The sequence below is a fragment of the Dermabacter sp. HFH0086 genome (assembly GCF_000413375.1).
Taxonomy (GTDB): domain Bacteria; phylum Actinomycetota; class Actinomycetes; order Actinomycetales; family Dermabacteraceae; genus Dermabacter; species Dermabacter hominis.
Genome location: NZ_KE340308.1, coordinates 467,520 through 494,200, shown reverse-complemented (window position 1 = coordinate 494,200; position 26,681 = coordinate 467,520). Strand labels below are relative to the sequence as shown.

General features: G+C 61.3%; 27 protein-coding genes. 12 read left to right on the top strand and 15 right to left on the bottom strand.

The annotated features are described in order from the left end of the window. The first annotated feature begins 37 nt into the window (after positions 1 to 37). On the top strand, positions 38 to 484 hold the full coding sequence (locus HMPREF1484_RS11125; RefSeq protein WP_084813908.1) for an ankyrin repeat domain-containing protein: 447 nt from the start codon (positions 38 to 40) through the stop codon (positions 482 to 484). 94 nt (positions 485 to 578) lie between these two features. On the opposite strand, the gene HMPREF1484_RS11455 is transcribed toward HMPREF1484_RS11125, so the two are convergent. The 3 genes from HMPREF1484_RS11455 to HMPREF1484_RS02330 form a co-directional block, all read right to left on the bottom strand. Further along, complete coding sequence (locus HMPREF1484_RS11455; protein ID WP_016663412.1) at positions 579 to 743, bottom strand: hypothetical protein; 165 nt, start codon at positions 741 to 743, stop codon at positions 579 to 581. Between the two features lie 374 nt (positions 744 to 1,117). Further along, positions 1,118 to 1,666 carry a hypothetical protein gene (locus HMPREF1484_RS02335; protein ID WP_016663411.1) on the bottom strand — a complete coding sequence of 183 codons (549 nt, stop codon included), beginning with the start codon at positions 1,664 to 1,666 and terminating at the stop codon, positions 1,118 to 1,120. Between the two features lie 14 nt (positions 1,667 to 1,680). Continuing rightward, positions 1,681 to 1,929 carry a hypothetical protein gene (locus tag HMPREF1484_RS02330; RefSeq protein WP_016663410.1) on the bottom strand — a complete coding sequence of 83 codons (249 nt, stop codon included), beginning with the start codon at positions 1,927 to 1,929 and terminating at the stop codon, positions 1,681 to 1,683. 229 nt (positions 1,930 to 2,158) lie between these two features. On the opposite strand from HMPREF1484_RS02330, the gene HMPREF1484_RS02325 reads away from it, so the two are divergent. From HMPREF1484_RS02325 to HMPREF1484_RS02295, 6 genes are all read left to right on the top strand, one after another. Next, entirely contained in the window at positions 2,159 to 3,892 is a 1,734-nt protein-coding gene (locus HMPREF1484_RS02325) for a DNA methyltransferase (protein WP_332067303.1), read from the top strand. 210 nt (positions 3,893 to 4,102) lie between these two features. Beyond that, positions 4,103 to 4,486: a hypothetical protein gene (locus HMPREF1484_RS02320; protein ID WP_016663408.1), complete on the top strand. Its 384-nt coding sequence runs from the start codon at positions 4,103 to 4,105 to the stop codon at positions 4,484 to 4,486. A gap of 343 nt (positions 4,487 to 4,829) precedes the next feature. Next, a protein-coding gene (locus tag HMPREF1484_RS02310) for an IS3 family transposase (RefSeq protein WP_096883315.1) occupies positions 4,830 to 6,046 on the top strand; the annotation gives its coding sequence in 2 pieces (ribosomal slippage) (positions 4,830 to 5,091 and positions 5,091 to 6,046; 1,218 coding nt in all). 111 nt (positions 6,047 to 6,157) lie between these two features. After that, entirely contained in the window at positions 6,158 to 6,409 is a 252-nt protein-coding gene (locus tag HMPREF1484_RS11950) for a PIN domain-containing protein (protein ID WP_084813907.1), read from the top strand. Positions 6,410 to 6,552: 143 nt separating this feature from the next. Further along, positions 6,553 to 7,308 carry an AzlC family ABC transporter permease gene (locus HMPREF1484_RS02300; RefSeq protein ID WP_016663406.1) on the top strand — a complete coding sequence of 252 codons (756 nt, stop codon included), beginning with the start codon at positions 6,553 to 6,555 and terminating at the stop codon, positions 7,306 to 7,308. Then, positions 7,298 to 7,633: a branched-chain amino acid transporter permease gene (locus tag HMPREF1484_RS02295; protein ID WP_016663405.1), complete on the top strand. Its 336-nt coding sequence runs from the start codon at positions 7,298 to 7,300 to the stop codon at positions 7,631 to 7,633. The genes HMPREF1484_RS02300 and HMPREF1484_RS02295 overlap by 11 nt, the downstream gene beginning before the upstream one ends. 111 nt (positions 7,634 to 7,744) lie before the next feature. Here HMPREF1484_RS02295 and HMPREF1484_RS02290 read toward each other — a convergent pair whose 3' ends face one another. Continuing rightward, positions 7,745 to 8,779, bottom strand: a complete 1,035-nt coding sequence (locus HMPREF1484_RS02290) for a glycosyltransferase family 2 protein (RefSeq protein ID WP_016663404.1) — start codon at positions 8,777 to 8,779, stop codon at positions 7,745 to 7,747. Positions 8,780 to 8,870: 91 nt separating this feature from the next. On the opposite strand from HMPREF1484_RS02290, the gene HMPREF1484_RS02285 reads away from it, so the two are divergent. Beyond that, positions 8,871 to 10,055 carry a MalY/PatB family protein gene (locus HMPREF1484_RS02285; RefSeq protein WP_016663403.1) on the top strand — a complete coding sequence of 395 codons (1,185 nt, stop codon included), beginning with the start codon at positions 8,871 to 8,873 and terminating at the stop codon, positions 10,053 to 10,055. A gap of 9 nt (positions 10,056 to 10,064) precedes the next feature. Then, positions 10,065 to 11,006: an aldo/keto reductase gene (locus HMPREF1484_RS02280; protein ID WP_016663402.1), complete on the top strand. Its 942-nt coding sequence runs from the start codon at positions 10,065 to 10,067 to the stop codon at positions 11,004 to 11,006. 78 nt (positions 11,007 to 11,084) lie between these two features. Here the strand turns inward: HMPREF1484_RS02280 and HMPREF1484_RS02275 are convergent, their stop codons facing one another. Genes HMPREF1484_RS02275 through HMPREF1484_RS02265 form a run of 3 tightly spaced genes read right to left on the bottom strand, consistent with a single transcriptional unit; the run spans position 11,085 to position 13,756 of the window. Further along, positions 11,085 to 12,209, bottom strand: a complete 1,125-nt coding sequence (locus HMPREF1484_RS02275) for an SPFH domain-containing protein (protein ID WP_016663401.1) — start codon at positions 12,207 to 12,209, stop codon at positions 11,085 to 11,087. A gap of 29 nt (positions 12,210 to 12,238) precedes the next feature. Next, positions 12,239 to 12,751, bottom strand: coding sequence for a glutathione peroxidase (locus tag HMPREF1484_RS02270; protein ID WP_016663400.1), 513 nt, complete (start codon positions 12,749 to 12,751; stop codon positions 12,239 to 12,241). 60 nt (positions 12,752 to 12,811) lie between these two features. After that, positions 12,812 to 13,756 carry a PfkB family carbohydrate kinase gene (locus HMPREF1484_RS02265; protein ID WP_040386381.1) on the bottom strand — a complete coding sequence of 315 codons (945 nt, stop codon included), beginning with the start codon at positions 13,754 to 13,756 and terminating at the stop codon, positions 12,812 to 12,814. Here HMPREF1484_RS02265 and HMPREF1484_RS10780 point away from each other — a divergent pair. Further along, complete coding sequence (locus HMPREF1484_RS10780; RefSeq protein ID WP_016663398.1) at positions 13,755 to 14,630, top strand: HAD family hydrolase; 876 nt, start codon at positions 13,755 to 13,757, stop codon at positions 14,628 to 14,630. The genes HMPREF1484_RS02265 and HMPREF1484_RS10780 overlap by 2 nt on opposite strands. Further along, complete coding sequence (locus tag HMPREF1484_RS02255) at positions 14,627 to 15,559, top strand: sulfurtransferase (protein ID WP_016663397.1); 933 nt, start codon at positions 14,627 to 14,629, stop codon at positions 15,557 to 15,559. The genes HMPREF1484_RS10780 and HMPREF1484_RS02255 overlap by 4 nt, the downstream gene beginning before the upstream one ends. Positions 15,560 to 15,581: 22 nt before the next feature. On the opposite strand, the gene HMPREF1484_RS02250 is transcribed toward HMPREF1484_RS02255, so the two are convergent. The 3 genes from HMPREF1484_RS02250 to mtnN all read right to left on the bottom strand — a co-directional run bounded on the left by HMPREF1484_RS02250 (position 15,582) and on the right by mtnN (position 18,810). Next, the gene (locus HMPREF1484_RS02250) at positions 15,582 to 15,770 is read right to left on the bottom strand and encodes a hypothetical protein (RefSeq protein ID WP_016663396.1); all 189 of its coding nucleotides are present in this window, start codon (positions 15,768 to 15,770) and stop codon (positions 15,582 to 15,584) included. A gap of 116 nt (positions 15,771 to 15,886) precedes the next feature. Continuing rightward, positions 15,887 to 17,707: a BCCT family transporter gene (locus tag HMPREF1484_RS02245; protein ID WP_016663395.1), complete on the bottom strand. Its 1,821-nt coding sequence runs from the start codon at positions 17,705 to 17,707 to the stop codon at positions 15,887 to 15,889. A gap of 317 nt (positions 17,708 to 18,024) precedes the next feature. After that, positions 18,025 to 18,810 carry a 5'-methylthioadenosine/S-adenosylhomocysteine nucleosidase gene (gene mtnN, locus HMPREF1484_RS02240; RefSeq protein ID WP_016663394.1) on the bottom strand — a complete coding sequence of 262 codons (786 nt, stop codon included), beginning with the start codon at positions 18,808 to 18,810 and terminating at the stop codon, positions 18,025 to 18,027. Positions 18,811 to 18,882: 72 nt separating this feature from the next. On the opposite strand from mtnN, the gene HMPREF1484_RS02235 reads away from it, so the two are divergent. Further along, positions 18,883 to 19,809 (top strand): alpha/beta hydrolase fold domain-containing protein, encoded by a 927-nt coding sequence (locus tag HMPREF1484_RS02235; RefSeq protein WP_016663393.1) that lies wholly within the window; start codon positions 18,883 to 18,885, stop codon positions 19,807 to 19,809. Between the two features lie 24 nt (positions 19,810 to 19,833). Here HMPREF1484_RS02235 and argS read toward each other — a convergent pair whose 3' ends face one another. The 5 genes from argS to HMPREF1484_RS02210 all read right to left on the bottom strand — a co-directional run bounded on the left by argS (position 19,834) and on the right by HMPREF1484_RS02210 (position 26,678). Further along, entirely contained in the window at positions 19,834 to 21,591 is a 1,758-nt protein-coding gene (argS, locus tag HMPREF1484_RS02230; RefSeq protein WP_016663392.1) for an arginine--tRNA ligase, read from the bottom strand. 192 nt (positions 21,592 to 21,783) lie between these two features. Further along, positions 21,784 to 24,060, bottom strand: a complete 2,277-nt coding sequence (locus tag HMPREF1484_RS02225; protein ID WP_051120600.1) for an exo-alpha-sialidase — start codon at positions 24,058 to 24,060, stop codon at positions 21,784 to 21,786. A gap of 30 nt (positions 24,061 to 24,090) precedes the next feature. Beyond that, positions 24,091 to 25,005 (bottom strand): DUF4862 family protein, encoded by a 915-nt coding sequence (locus HMPREF1484_RS02220; protein WP_016663390.1) that lies wholly within the window; start codon positions 25,003 to 25,005, stop codon positions 24,091 to 24,093. Continuing rightward, positions 25,002 to 25,697 carry an N-acetylmannosamine-6-phosphate 2-epimerase gene (locus HMPREF1484_RS02215; protein WP_016663389.1) on the bottom strand — a complete coding sequence of 232 codons (696 nt, stop codon included), beginning with the start codon at positions 25,695 to 25,697 and terminating at the stop codon, positions 25,002 to 25,004. The genes HMPREF1484_RS02220 and HMPREF1484_RS02215 overlap by 4 nt, the downstream gene beginning before the upstream one ends. Positions 25,698 to 25,700: 3 nt before the next feature. Further along, on the bottom strand, positions 25,701 to 26,678 hold the full coding sequence (locus tag HMPREF1484_RS02210; protein WP_016663388.1) for an ROK family protein: 978 nt from the start codon (positions 26,676 to 26,678) through the stop codon (positions 25,701 to 25,703). Positions 26,679 to 26,681 lie beyond the last annotated feature (3 nt).

The window sequence follows — 26,681 nt, the reverse complement described above, 5'->3', positions numbered from 1 at the left end:
TTCCAAGTCAGCACTAAATAGAAAAGTTAGATTTTTTATGACAACTATTGACGAACAAATGATTCAGCTTATTACTAATTCAGATAATAAGCCGGCTTTAGATGCATTTATAAAGAAAAATGGTATTGATGCAGTAGGTAGAGATGGCAGAACTCTTTTGTCATCAGCTGTTGCTAAAAATAATCTTAGCCTGGTGTCATATTTAATTGAGCAGAACTATGAGCTGTCTGCCGCCGACAATCAAGGTATGACCGCTTTGCACATAGCGGCTATTCATGATTACTGCGATATGGCTGAGTTGCTACTTGATAACGGTGCTGAGATTGATCCAGTGGATGCTTGGGGTAATACACCGCTTTGGCGTGCAGCGATGAACTCTCCAGATGAGAATAGTTCAACGGCAAAACTTTTGCTTGCAAGAGGTGCGGATAAAAGCAAGAAAAATGATTCAGGTGTTGCGCCAATTGACTTATTGCATAATTGAAATACAGAGTCTAAGCCCCCTATTTATAGGAATACCTTTATTGGATGATATGGGTTTTAAGTAGCTTTAAGCCATTGTCAAATGGCGTGCCCGGTCAGCGCACCAAGCATGTGGCGGTCGAGTCCCACGCTTCAACGAAGGCATCAAAGCGATCTCCCGTTGGGCCGCCTTCGCCCGGGAGCACCTCTGCGCTGCCACACTGGGTCATCATAATGATCGCGTTGGTGACAGTGGGGAAGCTGATGCGTTCTGGGGTCATATGGTCACGGTAGATGGGACACCGGAAAAGGCCCCATTGGTGCAGAGATGCAGGGATAAGGAGAGGGGCGAACCTACCATGAACAGCGGGCAGATTACAGCTTCTTTACAGGCCCACTGAGAGTGGGCGACTTTGATCATGGGCATTGTGTCCGTGGTTGGCTCAATTCTGAATTGGAACTCGATGTGTGACCCCACCGGCAAGACGGATTTCCACTCCTGCAGCGTCTTCGTTCGTCGTCAAGAAGTCTTTGAAGGATTCTGTGCGGCACCGATCACGTCGTTAGTTATTCATCGCGCATGTGCTGCACTTCATTAGGTTTAATGTCCCTTATGGCCTTGATTAGGTCCTGTTAAATCAGAGAGTCGAATAAATTATTGTTTAACCTCTTGAAACTCAATTTTTAAACCTTCATTTTCTACCTGTTGTTTAAACAACTCTGTAAATGCTACGATATGTTGTCTGGATGTGTTTCTAACGCAATAAACAGTATTGCGAATTTCCTTCATAAATACTGGCGTTTCTACAAAAGGCTCATCTTCATCCCCTAGCCACTCATCATACTCTGATTTCTCTTCGTTTAAAATGCTTTGAATGTTGGTTATTTTCCCAATATAACAATTGATGATCTCATCACCTATCATTAGCTCTGCTTCAGAAAACTGCATCTCGTCTTCGAGTAGAAGACTCATTTTTTCATAAAAATCAGCAGAAAAAACCAACAGACTATCTATGCTGTCATATTTATCAGTAAGTTTAATATTCTTGGTACTGAAACCTTCCTGTCCTCTAAATTTAGGTTTCGTAGTTAGTTCGCCTTCGTCATATAAGAAATAAGATTGTATCTCCGTTCTATCGCTATTCATCAGCTCTATGTAAGCATCTGAGTTAAGCAGTTTACTGTAAATAGAATATAACTTCATTCTTGACTCCTTGTTCATTCGAATAGGGGATGCGCAACTGTGCTTGCCAGTATTACATCCTTTTCTAATGTTCGCGGATCCACGCGCGCACCCAGCCAGTACAGCTCCCACTCGGTGATCGTGAAGACGATGGCTGCGTGACGTTGGGCGCGGAATGCGGCCAACCACTCGACGCTGTCCCCGGCGGCGGGATTTTCGAGGAGGAAGCTGGTCAGCCGGTACGTCAGGCGGGCGTGGACTGTCACCAGATCGGAGTAGTGCATGGCTGCGGATCCTGTCTTTGCGTCAAGTACCTACACGCTCTGTTCATTGCTAATAGCAAGCCGCAACCGGCACTACCTTTTGGCGCTCGCCCCACCTTTTAGCGCCTCACTCTCAGCCTTGCCTGTCGGGGTTCACATCGCCGGACTCCACCTCCCGATCGCACCAGATCGCGGATCCACACCGTCCGAGCAGACCACTCAATGACCAGCGCCACGGCACGTATTCCCTATCGGCGAGCTAGTTTCGCACCATCTGCGTCATCCGAGTACCACAAGCCCCTGTATCCAACTTGATACGGTCTACGACCCTGCCTGTGGGTGCGGCAACTTCCTCATCATCGCCTACCGCGAACTCCGAGCGCTGGAATTACGCATCCATCAGCGCCTACAGGAACTTTACCCCGAGCGCCGACAACTCTCCCTCGATGCAGCGAGCCTCGTCCATGTGAAACTTAGTCAGTTCCATGGCATCGAAATTGAAGAGTGGCCAGCAACCATCGCCAAGACCGCAATGTTTTTCGTGGAGCACCAAGCAAACCAGGCACTAAGTCTCGCACTTGGCTACGCATACCCGATGCTTCCACTTCAGGATTCCGCGCAGATCACCGTGGGTAAAGCCTTGCGTCTCGACTGGCGCGGGCTTGTGCACGCGGGTCCTGACACGCTCATCGTGGGCAATCCGCCGTTTATTGGGCACCAAGCGAAAGCAAAGGAGCAGCGTCAGGAACTCAAGGATGTGTGGGGCGAGCTCCACGACGGTACCTTGGACTACGTCACTGCCTGGTTCAAGAAAGCGAGCGATTTCTTCCGGCCCGTGACAGGAGGCCGCTTTGCGTTCGTGTCCACGAACTCGATCGCGCAGGGCCAGGGTGTCGCGCCGCTCTTTGGCCCTCTTTTCGACGCCGGCTGGCGCATCCGCTTCGCCCACCAGACGTTTTCGTGGACTAGCGAGGCACCCGGTGCCGCAGCCGTGCACTGCGTGATCACGGGCTATGACAAGCACGAGCGAAGCGCTCCCCAATTGTTCACCTACAACGAGGTCAAGGGCGAGCCGACGCAGGTGCCCGCGAAGGGAGTCAACGCTTACCTCATCGATGGACCTAATCTCCTCGTGCGCAAGCGAACGAAAGCCCTTAGCCCGATGCTATCGAGGGTGAGCTTTGGAACCATGCCTGCCGACGGGGGAAATCTGATCGTCGAAGCGGATGAATATTCCGAGATCGCCGCGGACCCCATCGCGGCGAGGTACTTGCGGCCCTTCCGCATGGGCCGCGAGGTCGTCCGTGGGCTTGACCGCTGGTGTCTGTGGATGGCCGACAGCAACTTTGACCCAAGCGATCTCGGACGTTCACCGGTTCTCAAGGCCCGAGTCGAAGCCTGCCGTGCTTGGCGGTCACAACAATCGACGGGCGGTGACGCGTACAAGCTTCGCGATACCCCCCACGTGTTCAGGGGAAACAAACACCGCCCGCTTGTTCCCTACGTGGGAATTCCCCGCGTTGTGTCAGAAACACGCGCTTTTTACACGGTCCAGCACCTTCCTGAAACAGTAATAGCAGGTGATCAGCTGTTTACTGCCGAGGATCCAGATGGTTTCCTCTTCGGCGTGATTTCGTCATCGATGTTCATTACGTGGCAGCGTGCGGTGGGCGGTGCACTCGAATCCCGCTTACGCTTCTCGAACACCATCGTGTGGAACAACCTTCCTCTTCCCGCCGTCGAACAGGAACTGCGCGAGAAAATCATCGAGGCTGGCAAGGGCGTGATCGCTGCGCGTGAGCTCCACCCCGAGCGCTCTCTTGCCGAGCACTACAACCCCCTCGCGATGAGCCCCGCGCTCCTCAAGGCCCACGCTGCGCTCGACCGCGTCGTCGACAAAGCCTTCGGCGCGAAGAAGCCACTCCACTCCAACGAGGAACGCCTCACGATCCTCTTCGAGCGCTACGCCGACATGACGGCATGAAGCTCATCAAGTGTGGCAACGTGTGGGTTGAGCCGACACCTGGCCCGTGCCCCGAGTGTGGGCACGGGCCACAGATGATTGGTTGGCTGGCCTGCTCATGCGATGGAGTTAAAAGTGACGATCACTGAACACGGCAGTGTTCTCAATGTTTAGCGCAGCACTACGGAGGCTGCAGATGCGAGCAATCGATTGGACTTGAGGGAGTTTTATATGGCGAATGATGATGCGCTGGGGAAGGTGATCCGATACACCGCCGAAGTTGTTTTGGAAAAGGGGGCAGACATCCCCTTCAAGAATCTGGAGCTTTCCTCGGGCGGGTTGCGAGATAGTGTGACGGGCCAACTTGTAGCTCTGGCCAAGCCCGCCTCAAGAGGGGCTCCTAAGGGATCAGCTGGCGCCGGTCCGCTACTTGCGGCGGGTGCCGTGGGCGTTGCAGCAGCAACGGTCGTTGCTATTGGAATCACCAATAGGCAGGCGATCAGGGAAAAACTTCGGGCGGCCAAGGAACACTTGTCCTCTGAGTCTGAAGATGAGCAAAATCAAAATACGGCTGAGCGAATTTACGATCCTAGGATCGACTATCAAAGTAAGTAGGCGCGGAGTTCGCGACTCTAGGAGAAGGCGTTGTGTATGCCCTGATGGGGTATAGGTGAGCCATGGTGGTCTCCTAGTTGTGCCCGCTCTTGCGGCAAGGCGGCGAGATGCCGTCAGCGCAGACAGAAAATCTTTTTGGCTTTCAGCTTGTTTGCTGGTTATCTAGCAAACTTGCAAACTTTCTAGCTTGTCTATGGTGTCTCGTTTTGTGTACTTTTTGCGACTGGGGCGCCGTGACCCCCTCAATGTGTCTCAAAACGCTAAACTTTCGCCCGTGAGACACTGAGGTTACCCTCGTTTAGTGGACACCCTATTAGTGCGGATCTTGTGTCCGTAGGAGAGGATGTTCATTGTGAGTCAACAGCGCAAGAAGTACACGCCGGAGTATCGGCGTGAAGCCGCGAACCTGGTAATAGAGTCGCGGCGTCCGATTGCTCATGTGGCTAAGAAGATTGGTGTGTCCGCCGGGCTTTTAGGCCGGTGGGTCAAACTCGAGCGTGAGCGCCGAGGAGCATCAGATGGGATGAGCGAGGCTGATCTTCGTGCTGAGAATGCTCGTCTTCGTCGGGAGCTGGCTGAAGCCAAGATGGATAACGAGTTTTTGTCAAAAGCGACAGCCTTCTTCGCTGCGAAGCAACGCGAGCAGAAAAGTTCGAATTGATGCAGCAGGAGAAGGCGAACTACAGCATCAAGCGCATGGCACGGCTTTTAAAAGTGTCTCGGTCTGGATACTACAAATGGGCCCATACGCAGCAGAAGCGACTATCGGGCGAAGATGATCGTGCAGCATTTTACGATGATGTTGACCGCAAGATTCACCGGATTTGGAAAGACTCCGATGAGGTTTATGGTGCGCCGCGGATCACCGCAGAACTTGCCGAGCGCTACCACATTGCGCTTAACCGTAAGACTGTGGCTAAACGGATGTGCATGATGGGGATTGAGGGGATTTCACCGCGGGCCTTTGTCCCGGTGACAACGATTCAAGCTAAGCGTAAGTCCACGCTTCCTGACCTGGTCAAGCGCATGTTTGATACTGGTGAGCTCAACCGGGTGTGGATGTCAGATATTACCTACTTGCGCACCGGTGAAGGCTGGTTGTACTTGTGCGCGGTCCGCGATGGCCATTCCCGCCGGGTGCTGGGCTGGGCTATGGATAGCGTTCAAGATACTTCCCTGGTCGAGCGAGCCCTGCGGATGGCGCACACGTTGCGTGGTGACGTTCCTGATGGGCTGGTGTTTCACGCTGACCGCGGAGCTCAATTCACTAGCGAGCAGCTCTGGGAGGTTTGCCGCAGCCTGAGCATTGCTCAGTCCGTGGGGCGTACTGGTGTGTGCTTCGATAACGCGATGGCTGAGTCGTTCTGGTCGACGCTTAAAACCGAGTTCTACGACCGTAAGCGCTGGACGACCCGTGATGCTGCACGCAAGGCCGTTGCCTACTGGATTGAAGTCGTCTACAACCGTCGACGCCGACATTCCGCACTCGGTATGGTCAGCCCCGTCGACTTTGAGAACCAAATTGGTCTAATCACTAGCAGAAAAGAAATAGCTGCCTAACCACTAGGTAGCTCCACTACGTGTCCACGATTTGCGGGTAACCCCAACACTTCCGTTCACGGTTCTAGAGATTGTGAGACATATGGGCGTCACCTACACCAGTTAACCCGGGTGTTGCGGCGTCAGGGACGGCCGGTACAGGAGCGAGAATTGCTTCTCCGCTATGTTGACGTCGCGCCGATTACTGACGCAGTGCTCTCGATCGCTGAGGCGTTACCGCAGAACGTTCGTTCGCTTGATGCCGTTCATCTTGCGACTGCCCTCCAGTTGGGCAGTGCGGTCACCGTAGTGAGTCACGACAGGCAAATGCTCGCTTTTGCCCAGGACTTGGGCCTCACCGTATGCGACCCTTTATCCGCGTAAAGGGTCAACGAGCTCACCCTCACTGCAATGTATACACAGGTCAGCGGCTTTAATTGTTCCCCGCGGTGGGGTGGGCGTGCGAAGATTGAGTTCGCCCGCTCGCCGCGGGATTTGGAACAGATGTGAGTGAGAGGGAAGCACGCATGAGCGTTGCGGCGCAGCCTAGCGCGCATGAGCCTCCCTATTCGGTGCGCCACGAAATCGCGCAGGGAGCCCTGCTGATTCTCCCGGCGGGTCTCGGCATGATCCCGATCGGCATCGCTTTTGGACTTCTCGTTGTGCAGTCCGGACTCCCGTGGTGGATGGCACCCGCCCTCTCGTTCTTCGCGTACGCGGGCTCGCTCGAGCTTTTGCTCATCACACTCATCACGTCGCTCACGCCGCTCGTGACGATCGCCGCGGCATCGTTCTTCGTGAACTTCCGCCACGTGTTCTACGCGTTCAACTTCCCGCTCAAGGTCGTGAAGAACCCGTTTTTGAAGTTCTACGCGATGTATTCGCTCACCGACGAAATCTTCGCGGTCACGGTCGCGAACCCGAAGGGATGGACTCAGCCGCGCGTGATCTCGGCAGGGGCCGTGCTCCAGATCTGCTGGGTGGGTGGCGGCCTCATGGGCGTGCTCCTCTCGAGCTTCATTCCCTTCCAGATCCGCGGCTTGAGTTTCGCGCTGTGCGCCCTGTTCATCACGCTCACGCTCGATGCGTGCCGCACGAAACAGGAAATCCCGTCGCTTCTCCTCGGTGCTGCCGCCTTCGGCCTCGCGCTCCTTTTGCTCCCGAGCCAGCCGATCTTCGCCGCGATGATCGGCTTCGTTGCAACCCTCGCGGCTCGCTACACGATCGCCGTGCGCCTCACGAGACCCCTGCCGGCAGAGATGGAGAGCGACGATGCAGCTTGACATCCCCTTCTGGTACCTCGCCTCGGTTCTCCTCATAGCCTTCGCCGTTACCTTCACGCTGCGCGCGCTCCCGTTCGCGATCCTCGAACCGCTGCGCAAATCCCAGTTCGTGCGCGTCATGGCCGTGTGGATGCCCGCGGGCATCCTTGTGATCCTTGCGCTCGCGACGTTCAAGAGCACCTTTGCCGAAGAGCCCGGAAGCATCATCCACCTGCTCATCGCGTCAGCTGTCACGATCGCCGTGCACCTTTTCGGTGGGCGCCGCACCCTCGTGAGCGTCGCCGCGGGAACCCTCGCCTTCGTGCTTCTCGTGAACTTCTTCTAAGCGAAAGCGTCGGGGCGGCAGGATGCTGCTGAAGCGGGAGCCCCCTCAACCCGGGTGCGTGGTTCGGTGCGTGCGAAAAGCTTTCCGACGGTAGCCCGGCAACCGTCGGACCTAATTGAACCCAAACCGCTTGCGAATGACCGAGTACGTGGTGCGAATAAACCTGTGCGCGCCGGGCCCACGTGCGCTGAGTCCCATGCTCATGGGGGTGCGGCGGTAGGCGCGGTAGGCGGGATAGTTATGCGCTTTGAGATACGCGAGGAGGTCGCGGCCCTGCGCTTTTGCCTCCGGTGTTTTTGCGAGCACCGCGAACGTGAGGGAGATGCTCGTGATGATCGTGAGGTAGTGCAGGAGGTAGCGACGCAGCGAGCGTGAGGAAATATCGTCGACGCGCAGTTCATCGATCATGATTCTGTTGACGCGAAGTTGCTGGTCAAGGCGCGAGATCATGACTTTTTCGTTGACGCTCTGGTCGTCGCGACCAATGAAGTAGTAGTACAGCGGAACCGGAAGGTAGTAGAGGGTGCGAGTGTGGCGAAGGGGAATCGACGCGTAAAGATTGTCGACATAGAACGTGTGGCGGGGAAGCTCAAGCCCTGATTCGATGATCACACTGCGCTTGTAGAGGATCGCGTGCATGAGGAAGTAGCTGCCCATTCTGGGGCGCGACACCTGGTCCCACGTGAGTGTTCGCCGGGCGGGCACGGTGCGCCGGTATCCGATCCGCCGGTTCTTTTTGAGCGCGTGATTGTCGTACACGTAGTCGGTGAGGACGAGATCGGGGAGGTTGTCGGGCGGGAACGACTCGACCGTGTGGAGCAGCTCGCTCAAGGCACGGGTGTCGAGTCGGTCATCGGAGTCGAGAACCTTGAGGTAGGTGCCATCTGCTGCATGGACTCCAGCCATAACGGCCGCGCCGTGACCCCCGTTCGGCTGGCTCACGACGCGAACGATATCCAGGTAGCGCTCTTCATACTCGCGCGCGATTCGCTCTGTATCGTCCGTCGAGCCGTCATTGACGAGGATGATCTGGATGCGCTCGCGGGGATCGTCCCCGTCGAGGAGGATCGAGTCGATGGCCCGGCGCATGTACTGCGCTGAGTTGTAGCACGGCACTACGAAGGAGATCAGGGGGGAAGGCTGCATGGGATCTATCGTAGATCCCCGAACCGTGAGGAGGCGCGGCTACGATTGAGAGTGCTTCCCATCCGACGATGACGTAAGAGAGGTACGCACAGTGACCCGCTCGCCCGCCTATGACTTTGAAACGCTCGTGGACCGCTCGGGGACGGGGTCCGTAAAGTGGGAGCTTATGCGTGAACGCGGGGGAGACGTCCCCGCGGGGATCGCGCCACTGTCGACGGCGGATCTCGATTTTCTGCCCGCCCCGGAGATTACGCGGGGGCTGCGCGAGCACCTCGAGGGTGCGGTCCTGGGATACACGGGTCCGACGCCTGCGCTGTTCTCGGCTATTCAAATGTGGCAAGCCGTGCGTCACCGCTGGGCGATCGATACGCGCTGGATTTCGATGATGCCGGGGGTAGTCACGGGGTTGTTTGCCGGCGTTCGCGCAGCGAGTAAGGCCGGCGACGGGGTCGCTCTCTTGACGCCCGCCTACCCTCCCATGGTCGATGCGATCGAGAAGACGGGGCGGCGCCTCGTGGCGGTGCCCCTCGACGGCGAGGGTGGGCGATACCGAATCGATTTTGCCGCCCTTGCCGATGCTCTCGAGAACGAAGACGTCACGGTGCTCATCCTGTGTTCGCCGCACAACCCGACCGGCCGCGTGTGGACGCACACGGAGCTCGAAGAGATCGCGCATCTTGCTCGTGCTAATGACGTCACGGTCATTGCCGATGAGATTCACGCGGATATCGTGCACGAGGGGTTCGAGCACATCCCCTTCGCGGCCATGAGCGAGGATGCGACGTCGCGGACGATCACGCTGTCGTCGGCGTCCAAGAGTTTCAATCTCGCGGGCGTGCAAACGAGCTGGGCGATGATCGAAAATGCCGAGCTGCGCGCCGCCTACGAGCGCGAACTTGAGGCGTGGGGCTTCCACTTTGCGAACTGCCTTGGGTATCGCGCGGTCGAGATCGCCTACACGGAGGCGAGTGCGTGGCTTGAGGGGCTGCTCGAACTGATCGCCCGCAACGACAAGGTGAGCAGGGAGTTCTTTGCTGAGCGATTTCCGGAGGTGGCGATCGCGCCGCTCGAGGGAACGTTCCTGCAGTGGATCGATTTTCGCCCGCTTGGGCTCGACGAACGTGAGCTCGCGCGCCTTCACGACCGTGAGGCACACGTGTTCTTTGAGCATGGGCGAAGCTTTGGCGCGCCCGGTTTCGAGCGCCTCAACCTCGGTACGCCTACGCGAGTGCTAGAAGAGGCGCTCGTCCGTTTGGCCGAGGCGCACGGTCGCTAGGCTGGGGACATGTCCACAGCAGAACACTCACGTACTCCGTCATTCGCCTACCCTTTGCGGTCCATTGGACGCCTCACCGTGACGCCGCTTGGTCTTGGCGCCATGCCGCTCTCGTTCGAGGAGAAGGCCGACGATACCGAGAACGCGCGCGCCACGGTTGCCGCTGCTCTCGATGTGGGCATCACCCTCGTCGACACCGCTGACATCTACGCGCCCGCATGGAACAAGGTTGGCCATAACGAGCGGCAGGTGGCCGACGCCCTCGAGGCCTACGCCGAGGCGCATCCGGACTTTGACCGGGCGGGCATCACGGTTGCGACCAAGGGTGGCATCACGCGCGCCGAAGGTGAGAAGTGGGGCCGTGACAGTTCCGTCGGCCACTTCCGCACCGCGGTGGTGCGCTCGAAAAAGAATCTTCGAGTCGACGCTATCGACCTGTACTACCTGCACCGCCCCGACCGCACGCGCCTGTACTCGGAGGCGATCGAGACCCTCGCCGAGCTCAAGGACGAGGGGCACGTGAAGAATATCGGCATTTCGAACGCGAGCGTCGAGGAGATTGAGATTGCCCTCGACGTGCTCGGTGAGGGCAACCTCGCGGTCGTGCAAAACGAGTTTTCGCCGCGCTTCAACCACACGAGCTGGGACGAGCTGCAGTTGTGCGGCGAGCACGGCATTACGTTCGTGCCGTGGTCTCCGCTAGGCGGCACAGGCGGGGGAGCCTTCGAGGTGGGTGAGCGCTTCCCCGTGATCGCCGAGATCGCTCGCGCACGCGGCGTAAGCCCCCAGCAGGTCGTTCTCGCCTGGGAGATGTCACTCGGCGACCATGTGCTGCCGATTCCCGGCGCTTCGAGGCCCGCATCCGTTGCGGATTCGGCGATGGCGATGAGCCTTGCGCTCGAGTCCGGCGAGAAGGATGCCCTCAACAAGGAACTGCTGCCGAAGCGCTAAAGCGAGGTGCTGCACACGTCAAAAACGGCGGGCCCGGAATGATCCGGGTCCGCCGTTTTTTAACGGATTGAGGAGCGCTTAGAAGTCCGGGCCGGCATCGCCCATGTGCTCGCGAGTGCTGCTCGCGGCTTCCTCAGCCCTGCGGCGCGCTTCTTCCCTTGCGCGGCTGGCGCGCTCCTTCGCCTCGTTGCGAAGACGCTCGATGTTCTCTTGCGAATTGCCATCGCCGTCAACGGGCACCGCGGGCGCCACGGGAGTGGAATCGCCGTTGATCGTGTCGTTGGCAACCTGCGCCTGGAGAAGCGCCGAGCGGATCTCTTCGCCCATCGCCCCCACGGAGGCGGGATTCGAGGGGAGGAACAGCACGTTCGAGCGACCGTTGCGGGCGACGTCCTGCATCGTGTCGAAGTACTGGGTCATGAGCAGAAGCTGCTCGGCAGTGTTCTCGATGCCAACCTGCTTGAGCATTTCGTACTGCTCAGCGATACCCATCGCGATCGCGCGGCGCTGCGCGGCAACGCCTTCACCCTGCAGGCGCTTGGATTCGGCCTCCGCCTCAGCCTGCGTGACGCGCTTGATCTTGTCGGCTTCGGCGAGCGACTGCGCGGCGACGCGGTCGCGCTGCGCGGCGTTGATCGAGTTCATCGAGTCGCGCACGCGCTGATCCGGAGAGATGTCCTGAACGAGCGTGTTGACGATGTGGAAACCAAATTCCTGCATGCGAGTCGAAAGGGTCGCCTCGACACTGCGAGCAATGTCGTCCTTCGACTCAAACGCCGCGTCAAGATCGAGGCCCGACAGTGCTGAACGCACCGTGTCAAACACGTAGCTGCGGATCTGCGCTTCGGGGTTTGAGAGGCGGTAGTAGGCGTCCTGGACCGATTCCTCGCGGATCACGTACTGCACGGCTACGGGGACCGTCACGAAAACGTTGTCTTTCGTTTTCGACTCGATATTGACCTCGAGCTGGCGAATGCGCAGCGAGATCGGCTTCGTGAGCGTGTCCATGAAGGGAATCTTTGTGTTGAGACCAGGCTTCGCGACGCGCAGGAACTTACCGAAACGCTCCACGATGACGTTTTCCTGCGTCTTCACGGTAAAGAGGATCGAGGAACGCAGACCGCCGAACAGCAGAGCGAGCACCACGAGGATGATGACGATGACGACGATGGCGCTGACGCCAAGGCCGAGAAGGGCTTCCATGAGAGTCCTTTCTGAATAAGTGGGAATTGTTAGGCCGCGAGGGCCTTGGTGATAGATGTGGCGATGCGTGCGGGAGGGATGGGCGGCGCAAAGCGACGGATGACGTGTCCATCCCGGCCCACGAGGAACTTCGTGAAGTTCCACGCGATGCGGCCGCCGAGCATGCCGCCGCGCTGGTCTTCGAGCCACGTGAAGAGGGGATCAGCGCCCTTGCCGTTCACCTCGACCTTCGCAAACACGGGAAAGCTTGTGCGAAAGCGCGTCTCGCAAAAGTCGATGATCTCGTCCATTGAACCGGGCTCCTGGTTGCCGAACTGGTTGCAGGGGAATGCGAGAACGCTGAATCCCTGTTCCTCGAAGCGGTCCTGAAGCTCCTGGAGACCTTCGTACTGGGGCGTGAAACCGCATTCACTCGCGGTATTCACCACGAGCGTCACTTTGCCGGCGAACTCGGCGAGGTCGCGCGGTTCGCCGTTTGCGCCTTCGACCGTGAAGTCGAACAAGGTCGCGGGAGCGGACTGCTCGGTGTGCGCAGAGTTCACGAAAGATCCTTAAACGGGGGGCGTGATTGTGACGTGCGATACCAGGATAGCGTGAAGCCCTCAGCGTGCCTCAAGGGACGTCGCGGGATTCGTTGCGAGAAACGCGTCAATCTCCTCGCGCGTGGGGGCCGTGATCGGTCCCTTGCGCGTCACCTTGAGGGCGGCTCCGGCATTGGCGCGGCGCGCAGCATCGAGCCAGGACAGGCCAAGCGCCCGCTCGCCGAGCACAATCCCCGTGTGGGTGTCGCCGGCGCCATTCGTATCGACCGCTTTTTGCGGGTACCCGGGCACGTAGTCGAGGTGGCCGCGCTCGAAAAGATAGCAACCGTCGGACCCATCCCTCACGATCACGACCGCGCCCGTGCCGAGGAGCCGGCCGAGGGCGGGCAGGGTCCCCGCGACGTCGTCGATTCCCGTGATCTCGCGAGCCTCATCCGCATTCGATGTCCACACGTCAGTGCGCGCGAGAACGCGGTCGCGAAGGCCGCGCGGGAACGAGGCAAACGGTGCGCCGGGGTCGAGAACCAGGAGGGCGCCCGGTGTGAGGGCGTCGAGGAACGCGAGAAGCGGGTCGCGCGTGGGCTCAAACAAGCTGTACCCGCTCACGCACACGAGGTCGCCCTTGGACGGCTCAAGCAGAGCAAGAGACTCGGCGGTGATGTCACGTTCAGCGCCGTAACACGTGACGAACGTGCGTTCAGCGGACGGTTCCACGAACACGTAGCAGCTGCCCGTATCTTTTCCCTCGACCACGGGGCTCGACAGGCCAATCCCGTTCTCGCGCAGCACCGCGCGGATGAGATCGCCGTTCGGCCCCTCACCGTGGGCTCCACCGTGCACGGCCGTCGCGCCCACGCGGGCTGCAGCGAGAGAAATGGTCACGGCGCCGCCTGCGTAGGATCTCGGGACGCCAACCGCATTCACGTTGGAGCCCGTGCTTGGAAGCGCGGGCACCTCGATCATGACGTCAACGAGCGCCTGGGCGGTATGGAGAACTCGGGTCATGCCTCGAGTGTACGGGCACTACGATGAGGCAATGCTCCCTCTTGCGCCGCCCGCCCCCGCCCTCATCGCCGCCGACATCGACGGCACATTCGTGGACGACGGAGGAAACATCCCCGCCCGCAACCTCACGGCGATCGCGCGCGCTCACGCCTCAGGACTCGACTTTTGCCTCGTCACGGCCCGGCCGCCACGGTGGCTTGCGCGGTTTCGAGGCCTCAGCGCCGGCGCGATCTACGCCGCCAATGGCGCCTACATTCTTGACGCCGCGACGGGGGAGATCCTCGAGGACCGCGGTTTTTCAAAAGACGAGGTCCGCCTTCTCGCCCGCAGGCTCGCCCCGATCCCCGGCCTCGCCCTCTCCGCCGAAACGGCGACCGGGTTCGTGCGCGAACGGGAGTTTCCCTCAGCGCCGGCGGCGGGGGAGAGGGACCACGATTCCGACGCCAGCTTCACCCCGCTGCGCGACATCTCGTGCGGCGCGGGCAAGATCCTCGCGGTATCGAGCGCCCTTTCGGCGGAGGACTTCTATCGGGAGGTGCGCGCCCGCATCGAGGGACTCGCGGAACTGCACATCTCCACATCCGATGGCCTTGCCGAGCTCAGCCCCCTCGGCATCTCGAAAGCCGCAGCTCTCGACCACGCCTGCCGTACGCGCGAAATTACTCATGCGCAGATCTGGGCCGTGGGGGACATGCCGAACGACCTTCCGATGCTGAGCGCGGCGGGCGTCGGAATTGCCGTGCGCAACGCCCACCCCGACGTGTTCGCCCACGCCGACGCAATCGCTCCCGCGAACACGGACGCCGCAGTGGCCCACGTGATCGACACCGCCCTGAAAGCCCGCGTTCTGGCCCGCACTACGCTGGGAACATGAGCGAGATTGACTGGCACGCCCTCCCCCCGTTCGTCAGCGCAGCCGCCCTCCTCGAGCGCACGGGAGGCCGCGCACCCGGAAGGGGAAGCGACGGCATTGGGAGCCTCGAGCCCGGCACCGGGGACCTTGTGATCGCCGACGTTCGATGGAACGTCGCCCAAGGCTCACTGCGCGAGCACTACCTCAAGGCCCACATCCCCGGTGCTATCTTCGTGGACCTCGAACTCGACCTCACCGGTGCCGGCGCACCGCAACGCGGGCGGCACCCCTTCCCCGACGACGACGAACTCTCCGAAAAGCTCGGCGCCCTGGGCATCAACTTCGAGGACACGGTCATCTGCTACGGGGCGGGCGACCCCATGGGCGCCGCGCGCCTCGCGCTCATGCTGCGCTTCGTGGGCGTGAACGCCGCTGTCCTCGACGGAGGACTCGAGGCCTACGTGCGGGCAGCCGGTGAGGATGCGCTCGAAAGCGGAGACGTACAGCTTGAGCCGAGCGAATTTCCGTGGCAGCCATACGTGCGGCTCGTGAGCGACGACGAAGTCCAACACGCGATCCCCACGAAAAGCGCGCTCCTCATCGATGCACGCCCACCCGAACGCTATCGCGGCGAATCCGAAATCCTCGACCCGCGGCCCGGGCATATCCCGACCGCGAAAAACGTGCCGTTTACCTCGCTACTGGAATCTGACGGCACCCTGCGCCCACGCGCCGATGTTCGCGCCGCATTTGAGGCAGTGGGAGCCACGACCGAACGAATCACCTTCAACTACTGCGGCTCGGGAGTGAGCGCGGCGTTCAACACGCTCGCGATGGACTACGCCGGATTCGCCCACGTCTACCTCTACGCAGGCTCATACTCTGAGTGGTCTCGCAATCCCGAACGTGCGGTGGAAACGGGAGAAGGGAACGTGTCCGACGCTAGCTGAGCAGCCGTCGGAACCAGACACCTTAAGCTGCAGCCGCGCTCTCGTCTGTGGGGGCTGTGCGCTCCTTCAATGCGGCGCGCAGGAGTTCCTCGACGAACTCCGAGAGGGTCATCGATTCGTCGATGGACGCGTGCTTAATCTGCGTGATGAGTTCGATCGGCAGCTGCACGTTGAATTGGCGTTTGGAATACGCCGCGCTTGAGGTAGTCATGACTTAAACCTAACTACCTAGGAGAGCGAAAAGAGGGCCTAAGGGCCCAAGGGAGAGCGAAAGGGGCGTAGCGCGAAGCCGCAATGAGCTCAGCGCCACGCCCCTTCTGTGACGGATCAGTCCTTGTGGCGTTGTGTGAACTGATCGAGGAAACCGCGCTTGCGGGCGCCCCCGGTGGGGGCTGCCTCACTCGCGTCGATTGCCGGGAGTTCAAGCTGGCCCGTTTCCGTGGCCACGCGCTCGTAAACCCTGTCGGCGACCTCATCCGTGACGTGCTCGGTCACGTGTTCCGTGACGTGCTCGACGAGCTCGCGCCGGCGAATCTGCAGCTCGAGACGCTCGATCATGCGGACCTCGTGGCGCAAGGCGCGGAACATCGAGACGACCATCGCGATCATGACGACCGACCACGGAAGCGCAGCGATCAGCGCAAGCGCCTGAAGGCCGCTCATGCCGGATGCGTCGCCCGAGCCCGTGTAGGCCGCAATGCCGATGAGTGCCGCGGGGATCGCACCGCTCGTGACAGCCCAGAAAATACGGGTGCCTCGGGGCGGTTCCGGATCGCCGCGGTGCGCGATCATGTCGACCACGAACGCGCCGGAGTCCGCCGAGGTGACGAAGAAGATCGTCACGAGAAGAATCGCGAGACCCGAAAGGAGGCTGCTCGCGGGCATCGTCTCGAAGACCTGGAAGAGTGCGAGGTCCTTGTCGATACCGCCTTCGGCGTTGAGGAAGTCGACGCCTTCGAACACGCTCTTGTAGATGGCCGTGCCCCCCATGACCGTGAACCACAGAATCGTCACGAGGGTCGGAACGAGCATGACACCCATGATGAACTCTCGAACGGTGCGGCCACGCGAAATACGCGCGATGAACACGCCCACGAACGGCGACCAGGAGATCCACCAACCCCAGTAGAACGTCGTCCAGCCATTGAGCCAGGACGCACCCTCATCGCCATAGAACGGCAGAGTCTGAAGGCTCAACGAGATGAAGTTTTGAAGGTAATTGCCAATTCCCGACACGAAGTCACGAAGCAGGAACAGGGTTGGCCCCAGGATCAGCATGATGACGAGGAGGACGCCCGCGAGAATCAGGTTCGTGTTCGAGAGGAACTTGATGCCCTTCTCGAGGCCCGAGGCGACCGAGAGGGTCGCGAGACCCGTGATGACGATGACCATGACGAAGCGCAGCCACGGGTTATCGGGCAGCAAACCGAGGTGCACGAGCCCCGCGGAAATCTGGTTCACGCCGAAGCCGAGCGAGGTTGCGACACCGAAGAGGGTGCCGATAACGGCGATCGTGTCAATGACGTTGCCGATCCACGTATCGGTGTGGCGGCCAAGGATAGGCTCGAGCGCCCAGCGCACGGAGAGCGGGCGGCCGCGACGGTGCGTTGCGTACGCAACGGCGAGGCCTACGACGACGTAGATGCCCCACGCGTGCAGGCCCCAGTGAAGGAACACCTGCGCCATAGCCTTAGGCGCGCGGGCCGCATCGGGAAGCTCCGCGATGTTCGGCGGCGGGTTTGATGCGAAGAAGGTGAGAGGCTCAGCGGCCCCCCAGAATACGAGGCCGATGCCCATGCCGGCCGCGAACAACATCGCGAACCACGACATGAGGCTGTACTGCGGTTCTTCGTCGTCTTTGCCGAGCTTGATCGAGCCGAGCCGAGAGAACGCGAGTACAGCTGCCGCGGCGACGAAGAACGTGGCCGCGAGAATGTAGTACCACCCGACGCTCGCGACGATCGTCGAGTTGATGGTGCTCACGACGGTGTTGAACTGATCGGGCAGAAGCACGGAGAAGAGCACCGCGACGATGATGATCGCGGCCGAGGGGTAAAAGACACCCTTCGCCATGCCGTAGTGCCGCGGCCCTTTCTCGCCGGGCGGGGTTTCGGGGCGCGTGGGTTTTGTGGCCGTTGCGCTCGTCAAGGCCAACCTCCTTCAATGTGGGTAAAAGGCAATAAAAAACAGCCCCTAGGGCTGTCCTTGCCTCCCTACCGTACATGAAAAGCGGTTTTGGAAGCGCCCTTCGGTGAACGTCCTCACCACGAAGCCTGGTCGGCCGGGCTCCTCACGTTCGGCCGATCTCGCGAGTGGGGAAAGTGGTGAAACACGGCGTTAGGAGTCGGTTTTTGCGCGTGAGGTGGCGGTTTTTCACCACTTTCAGATAGGGGGAAGGGGAAAGGAGACAGGGGGAGGGGAAGCAGGGGGAGAGAAAGGGAAGGGGAAGGGGAGGGAGGGGTGGCCTACCGCAGGGCAGGCAGCGCCTGCGCGAGGGCCTGGGCCGACGCCTGCGCAGCCACCTCGAGGCCAATATGAAACTCCTCGTTCGCCCGCGGTGAGCACAGATCGCTGACCGCGCGTAGCGCGAGGAACGGCACCTGCATCAGGTGCGCGACATGCGCAAACGCACACGATTCCATGTCGGCGGTGATGGCGCCCGGGAACTTCGCGCGCATGCCGTCAGCGATGTCTGCCGTGACAAAGGCATCGCCTGAAAGCATGAGGCCCGCACGAGCAGGAAGGCCCGCCGCCTCGACAGCCTCGAGGGCGCGGCGTGCACGCGTCGCGCACTCCTCCCTGCCGAACTGTGCGGGAGCACCCGGCACCTGGCCAGTCTCGTAACCGAAAGCCGTGGCCTCCGCGATCGAATACGCATAGGAAGAGCCAATCGCGACCGTGCCCACGGTGATGTCCTCAGCGAGGCCACCGCAACTGCCCACATTTACGATGAGGCGCGGCGAAAACTCGCCCACGGCCCACGCGAGCACGGCGCTCGCGGCTGCCGTGCCGACGCCCGTCGTCACAAGCGCGATAGGAGCCTGGCAACCGTCGGACCCCTGCGCTCCGGAGCCCGCACACTCGAGTGTGCCCACCGATGCGCTTACCTCGCCGGACGCGCCCGCACCGCGTCCCTTCCCGCCGCCCGCAAATGGGTGAGCGACCGCGCGAAGGTTTGTGCAGAGGGACGAAACGGCGGCAGCCTCGTCAGCCATCGCCGCGACAACGAGAACATCAACGTGAGAAGTCATGGAGCCAGTATCTCGTAAGGTCGAAACACTAGCCTTAAGGTGATTCGCGCATCGAGCCAGGAGGATCCCACCATGGGTCGCATCAAGCACTACGCCGCCATCGCGGGCCGCACACTCACGCGCACCCCGCTTCCCAACTTCGTGTACGAAATTGGGTTCGGCAAGGTGCGAATTGCCAAGCCACCCGCACCCGTGCAGAAACGGCACGCGATCGACATCGAACTGATCAACCGCACGCGAACCGTGTGGCTCGACAAGCACAAGGCCGATCGCGGCATCATCGTGTACCTCCACGGCGGCAGCTACATGGCGGGACCGTTCGTCGGCGACTGGGAGTGGCTCAGCAAGCAGGTCGACGAGCGCGAGTGCGCGGGGCTCCTCATCGACTACCGCTATGGCCCCGACTACATGCACCCCACGGCCCTCGAGGACACCTTCGAAGTTATCAAGGCACTCGCCGCCGAGGGCCTCATCACCCAGGGCAACTGGGCGGTCGCCGGTCACCAGAGTGGTGCGGGGCTCGCACTGTCGCTTGCCTCGCTCGTGAACACGAGGGTCGACGGTGGCCTCGCAAACGCGAAGGCTAAGCCCGCCGGCATCGTGCTCATGAACCCCCTGCTCGATCTCGAATTCACCAATCTCGAACTGAGCGAAACGAACCAGCACGACCCCGTGCACGAGCGCCGCATCATGCAGCTCGCTGCAAAGAAGTATGCGGGGCGCACCCCGCTCGATGATCCGGCGCTCTCGCCGCTCAATGGGGACCTCCAAGGACTGCCGCCCGTGCACTTGAGCGTTGGCACGAAGGACCTTTTCCTCACCGATTCGCGGATCGTCACGCACCAGTTCGAGCGCGAAGAAGTCGAACTCACCTACCGTGAGATCCCCGGGAAAATCAGCGTCAACCCCCGGCTGCGCCGCGGCGCCGACATGGCCCGACTCCTCGAGGAGCAGCGAGAGTTCCTCGAGGCAAACCTCGCCGAGACGCCCGGGAAGTAGATCCCCGAGCGGCCTCGGCCACGATCACATCTGCGCGGGAGCCTGCACGCCGAGCAGGTCGAGGCCGGCGACGAGCGTGCGCTCGGTGAGCTTCGCAAGGGCGAGGCGGCCAAGCCGCACGTCGTCGCTCGCGTCCTTGAGGATTGGCGACTTCTCGTAGAAGCTCATGAACGCCTGCGCGAGATCGAAGAGGTACGCCGCGAGTTTGTGCGGGACGTACTGGCTGCCCACCTCGGCAACCGTCGGCGCGAACTGCAGGAGCTGAAGCGCGAGGGCCCGCTCGGGATCATCGACCACGCGCGGGGCCGCCGCCTCCACCTGCTCGGCGGAAATGCCCTGCTCGGAAGCCTTGCGCTGGATCGAGCGGATGCGCGCCACGGCGTACTGGAGGTACGGCGCCGTGTTGCCCTGGAGGGCGAGCATACGGTCGAGATCGAACACGTAATCCGAATCGTGCGCGGTCGAAAGATCCGCGTACTTGATGCTGCCGATGCCAATCTGGCGTGCGATTGTCGCCCGCTCATCCTCGGGCAGGTCCGGGCGAAGCTCGTCGATCACGGAGCGAGCCTTCACGACGCCCTCCTCGAGGAGCGCCATGAGGCGCAGCGAGGAACCAGAGCGTGTGCGGAGGATCTTGCCATCCTCGCCGAGAACCGAACCGATCTTCACGTGCTCCGCATCGACGGTTTCGGGGAGCCAACCGGCCTCGCGCGCAGTCGTGAAAACCATCTGGAAGTGAAGCTCCTGCGAGGAGCCCACGACGTACGCGATCCGGTCTGCTCCGAGGTCATTCACGCGGTGGCGAATAGCCGCAAAATCGGTCGTCGCGTAACCGTAGCCGCCGTCGGACTTACGAATGATGAGCGGAAGGGGCTGCTCGTCGCGGCCCGTGAATCCAGCCGGGAATACGCACAGAGCGCCATCCGAGACACGCGCGATCCCTGCCTTCTCGAGGTCATCGCACACGCCCGCGAGCGCGTAGTTGTAGGTCGATTCGCCCGCGAGGTCCTCATCGGTGAGGGTCACGTCGAGCATGTCGTAGATGCGGTGGAAGTACTGCTTCGAGAGACCAACGAGCTTCGTCCACATCGTAAGCGTCGCCTCGTCGCCCGACTGCAGGGTCGCGACTCGTGCACGCGCGCGCTTCGCGAAATCGGTCTGCTCCGTATCTGCATCGAATTTCGCGCGTGCCGCCTGGTAGAACGCGTTCGGGTCGGTCTCGAGAAGTTTCGCCTCTTCCGAATCCTCGCCCACTTCAAGCAGGTGTTCAATGAGCATGCCGAACGGCGTGCCCCAGTCGCCGATGTGGTTCTGGCGCACAACCTTGTGGCCTTCGAACTCGAGCACGCGCGCGAGAGCATCGCCCACGACGGTTGTGCGCAGGTGCCCCACGTGCATTTCCTTCGCCACGTTCGGCGCCGAGTAGTCGATCACGATCGTCTCGGCCTTATCAGGGCGGCCCACGCCGAGACGGTCATCGCCGTGCAGGTCGCCAGCTTGTGCCGCGACCCATTCGGTCTTGAGCGTGATGTTGAGGAAGCCGGGGCCGGCAATCTCGGGCGTCTCGGCAATATCGTCGAGCTGCACCTTCTCAAGGATCTGCTGGGCGAGGTCGCGTGGCTTCGCGCCAAGTTTCTTCGCGAGTCCCATCGCCGCGTTGCACTGGAAGTCCGAGAACTTCCCCGGCCTGATGATCGGGTCGGCGGTGCGGTACTCCTCGCCGAAAGCCTCGGCGAAGGCATCCTGAAAACGGGTCGTGAGGGCAAGTTCGGGTGCAGTCATACCCCAAGCCTACGGCGTCAAGCGGAGCCAGGTCATGCCGGAAGGGGTCTCGGAAGGGACGGTTTCGTCACGCAGGCGGCGCGAGGGCCCTTGAGAAGGCTCCGACGGTTGCTCACACAACTGAGGCGGCTCCGCCTTGTCGGCGGAGCCGCCCGTTTCTTTTGCGTGGCAATGTGGATCGAGATGGCGAGATTAGTGCTTTCCGCGCTCGCGTGCTCCGAACGTCAGCGCAATTCCTGCGGCGAGGACTGCCGTCGCGGTGCTGGCGATGAGCAGTGCTGACGTACCCGTGCGCGGAAGGGTGCGGGAGGGCATTGAGCTCTGCCCCGTGTTTGCGCCTACCGCCCGCGGTGTTCTTGCTGCCTGGTCGTGTGCCTGCTGGGGCTCGAAGCTCTCCGAACTCGCACGACCCGGGTCATTCTCGGAGATTGCGGGGGCATCCTCGCTCGGCACTCTCGGTTCGTTTGGTTCAGTCGGGTCACCTTGCTCAACCGGGTCAGGTTGTTCGCCGGTCGGGGTGTCCGACGGTTCCTCGCCCGCATTGTCGCCCGACTCTTCGGCTGGCGGTTCTGCGGGCTTTTCGTCGGGAGCTACGAGCCAGACTTTCTCGCCGGTGACGGTGATCGTGACGGGATCGAGACCCCTGCGCGTGAGTTCCCACGTGCTTTCGGGAATGAAATAGCCACGTTCGAGATCCTGCTCAGTGACCGTGTAGCGGGGTGTGGAACACGTGTACCCATCACCGGGTTTGAGATCGCGCCAGCGACAGTTGCCGGGGCCCTCCGGCACGAGCGGAGAGAGGTTGCTGGAGACTGGCGTCACGGTTTCGGTGACGTTTGCCGTCGAATCGACGCGGAATGTGTAGGGGACCTCGTCACCCACTTTGTAGGGATTTTTCACGAGGTCGCGTTCAGGCTCGCCAGGCGTTCCCACGATCGTGGCGCCGAGAGTATCGGGTGCAGTGTTGATGACGTTGAGATCGAGATCCCCGCGAACGGTGATGTCGGCGGCCGCGACGCGTACGTCGCCGTGCACTTCGCCCTTCGGAGCCCATGCGGGAGCCGAAACCTTGAGAGTGACCGTCGTGCTCTCACCCGGCTTGAGCGCCGGGGTTTCCACGGTAGGTGCGCTCCAGCCCTTTGGAAGGTCGACAGTCGCCGTGCCAGAGGCAAGATCTCGAGTGTCGTCATTGCGCAGAGTGAATGTGACCTCGCTCGTGTTTCCCGCACCGATATCGGCAGCTGCCTCGCCAAAGGCCGCGCAGAAGGGGTTCAGGAACTCCCTCGTGAACGCACCGTAGCGCTGCTCGTTCTTCGCGGACTCGTAGAACACACCGAAAGAACCATCTTCGAGCGCGACGAGATCCGAGTACGACGTGTCCCCAGCATTGAACGTGGTGACCGTCGGCCAAGTCTTGCCCGAGTCGCACGAGTAGCGGATGCTGCCGTTCGTGCGGCCGCTCGAGGAGTTGGCGTTCGAGAAGAGCAGTTCCTGTGCCGCGCGTGACTCAGGAGCGGCCGCGGGGTTCATGCGGATGATCGACGCGTTGTTGCGCGGATCAGTGAGAGTGTGGTCGAGCGACGGTTCGCTCCACGTCTCGCCGCCGTCCTTCGAATAGGCGACCCAGCGCGCGGTATACGTGTCATGAGCACGCGAGTTCATCATGAGCGTGCCATCAGCGAGCTCCACAACCTTGTTTTCGTCCATCTTCGTTCCCACGGGCGTGCCCATGTGCCACGTGGCGCCATGATCATCGGAGTACACCGAGTAGGCGCGCACGGTTCCATCGGTGAAGGCGCCTGCGTATTGCTGCACGAGACGGCCCTTGTGAGTACCGTTCTTGATTTGAATACCGTGGCCGCTTGTCGCAAACGTCGCGCGCACGCCCTCAGGCTTGACCGTTTCGGTGAGGGAGCGAAGCTCCCACGTCTCGCCATTGTCCTTCGACACGGCCACCGAAGCACTCATGACCTTGCGATCAGCATCATCATTGCCCTCGTGGCTATTCCAAAAACCCGTGTCCTTCGAGTGCACGAAGAACGTGAAAAGATTTCCCGTTTCCTCGTCGTACACGAAGCTAGGGTCCGAGTAGCCGTGGATCGGCTTCTCAACCTTGCCTGCGGCGATCACGGTTTGGGGCCCGAAAGTTTTTCCACCATCGGTCGAACGCCTCATGAGGATCGAATTTGGTCCGGGTGCATCGGTGCCCGTCGGTCGGCCGTCGTAAGCAGCAAGGACATCGCCGTTCTTGAGCTGGATGACGGCAGGGATGCGGTAGTTGCCGAACCCACCTTCACCGCCCATAGCGATGCGTTGCGATGTGAAACTCGATTCGGACGCGGGAGCGTCGGCCGCTCCTGGCGAGTCAGAAGGCGCCGCGAGCGCCGACATTGGTACGCCGAGCGCAAGTGCCACCGTTGCGCCAAAGGCGAGCCCTCTCGCTCGAAGGGAAAGGGGGGAATTCATCATTGGACTCCTTTTCGTGAGGCGTCGTGCGGGCTATCCCGCGCGGCTGAAGGCGGAACGCATCGGCTCCGCGACGCGTGCAAGCACGCGAGACCTCTCGTGAGCCGTGAGCCCTCGAGGGGTCTGGATCTTGACGCCTGCATAAAGCAGGTTGCCTACGGCAGCGGACATGCACGAGGTGAGTGCGTCGTCCGTCAACAGTGACGAAGGCTCATGGTCGACGTGGGGCAGGTGAGTGTCGGCCCACTGAGCGCCGTACATCGGGGTGCCGGCGCCCGCGCCCGAGGCCATGAACGCCCGCAAAACCCCCGCTCGCGAGGCATAGCGCACGTGTTCGAGTGGTGTTTGAGGATCGCGGGTTTCGAGCGCCGAACGACCCCAGTTGAGCGCGATGCCCACCCCAGTCTCCTTCGCGACGCGCACTTCCTCCTCGAGAGGAAGGAAGCGCTTTTCGCCCGGGAACGGCGAGCCAGCGGCATCGCAGTGCTCGATCACGAACTCGGGGTCGCCCTCGATCCGCTCTCTCATGAGCGTCTCAAGTGAGTGAGCAAAGGCGCTCGAATCTGCGTGATCAGTGGGAGCGGAGTGAATCTCGATCGCCATGACAGCGACCTCGAGTTCGCGTGAGGCCCGCACAATCTCCCTTACAAAGTCGAGCGCCGCCTCCCGACCGTCGGTATCTCGAGAGGCGAGGCCGAAGGAAGGGGCTTTCGCGAGGCGCTGCATCGTCCCAGGAATTGCCGTGATGACGTGCTGCGTGAACGGTGCACCCTTGACGAGCGCGAGATTGGGCAGCGAAGAGCGGTAGGGGAGCTCGAGACCATCAAATCCCTTGGGCTGTGCGAGCGCCGAGTAAAGCTCACGCGTATCCTGTTCGGCTCGCTCACCCGTGAGTGCAGGCTCAAGCGCGGCGTAAGCCCCCGCGATCCACACCGGCGCGGCATTCATGCTCGCTCACCGGCTCCGCGCACGGCGGCATCGAACCACGTCGTGATCGACGTCGGGTGCGTAATTGCGGTCCCCACCACGACTGCGAATGCTCCCGCCTCGCGACATGCCGCCGCATGGGCTTGACTGTGTACGCGCCCTTCGGCAACGACGGCGCGCCCGGGCAACTTCTCCACGAGGCTCGCGAGCAACTCGAGATCGGGACCGTCGGTCTTCTCGCGCGCTCCCGTATATCCCGCGAGGGTCGTGCCGATGATGTCGACGCCCGCCTCGGCTGCTGCAAGAGCGGACTCCTCGCTATCGCAATCAGCCATGATCGGTGCCTTGCTTCGTTCACGAATCCGCGCGACAGTTTCGGCAAAAGTGAGCCCATCGGGACGCTCACGAAGCGTCCCATCGAGCGCGAGAATGTCCGCACCCGCATCGAGAACTGCCTCGCAATGCTTGAGTGTTGGCGTGATAAACACGCCCTCGTTTCCGTCCTTCCAAATGCCGATCACGGGAACGTTGTTCACGGCAGCCTTCACCTGGCGAATATCGTCGAGACCCTGCGCACGAACGGCGCTTGCTCCGCCCTGTTCAACGGCCGCGGCAATCTGCGCCATCGTGCGCGGATCGCGCATGGGCTCGCCCGGGTAGGCCTGACACGAGACGATAAGGGAGCCCTCGAGGGCTTTGACGATGGGGTGCATGGTTCAGCCTTCCGTGGCGGTTTCAGTCAGTGCGAAATGTGCGGCACCAAGGAGCGCCGCGTGGTTGCCCGCGCTTGCGGGCACGATGGGAGTATTTCCGACGGCATCCATGGCACTCTCGCGCACACCTTTGCGAAGCGCAGCCCACCACCCGTCACCGGCGGCGCCGCTCGCGGAAGCGACGCCTCCCGTGATTGCGACGACGTGGGGGTCGACGACATTGAGTTGGTCGCCTATTGCGCGGCCGGTGAGACGGCCCGCGTCGATGAGTGTTTCGAGAGCGATTGTCGAACCGTCGTTCGCGAGATCCGCGACTTCGCGTGTGGAAGCTGCGGGGATTCCGCGCCTCGTGAGCTCGGCCGCGATGCCGGGACCAGACGCAAACCCTTCGAGGTGTCCGCGCCTCCCACATGTGCACACGAGTTCTTCGACACCGGGAATCCCCGCGGTACGCACGTGCCCGATGTGGCCAGCGGCGCCACGCGCACCCGTAAGGACTTCCCCGTGGGTGACGAAGGCGCCACCGATGCCCGTGCCAACGGCCACGAGAAGTAGCGAATCGCGGTCCTTGCCTGCGCCGAACATGGCTTCTCCGAGGCCGTGCGCGTGAACGTCGTTGAGGACGCGGGTGTGTGCGCCGAACTCAGCGCGGAAAACACTCGCAAGATTCGTGCCCGGCCAGCCCTGAAGTGCATCGGTGGCGGCGGTGACGAGCCCTCGTGCTGTATCGATCACGCCCGCCGAAGCAATTCCGATGGCTTTGAGGGTCTCCTCATCGTCGCCGGCGAGGCTAAGGGCCTCGCGGGCGACTGCAAGTGATGCGGCAAGAACGGCCTTCGCGCCGTCGCGGGCGGGCGTCGCAGTCGTGGCTACCTGGCAGAGGGAAGGTGCGGCCGCGCCCTCCTCGAAAACCACCACGGCGGCATTGATTTTAGTCCCGCCGAGATCAACGGCGAGCACGCGCGTGGGCCCGGCAGTCATGAT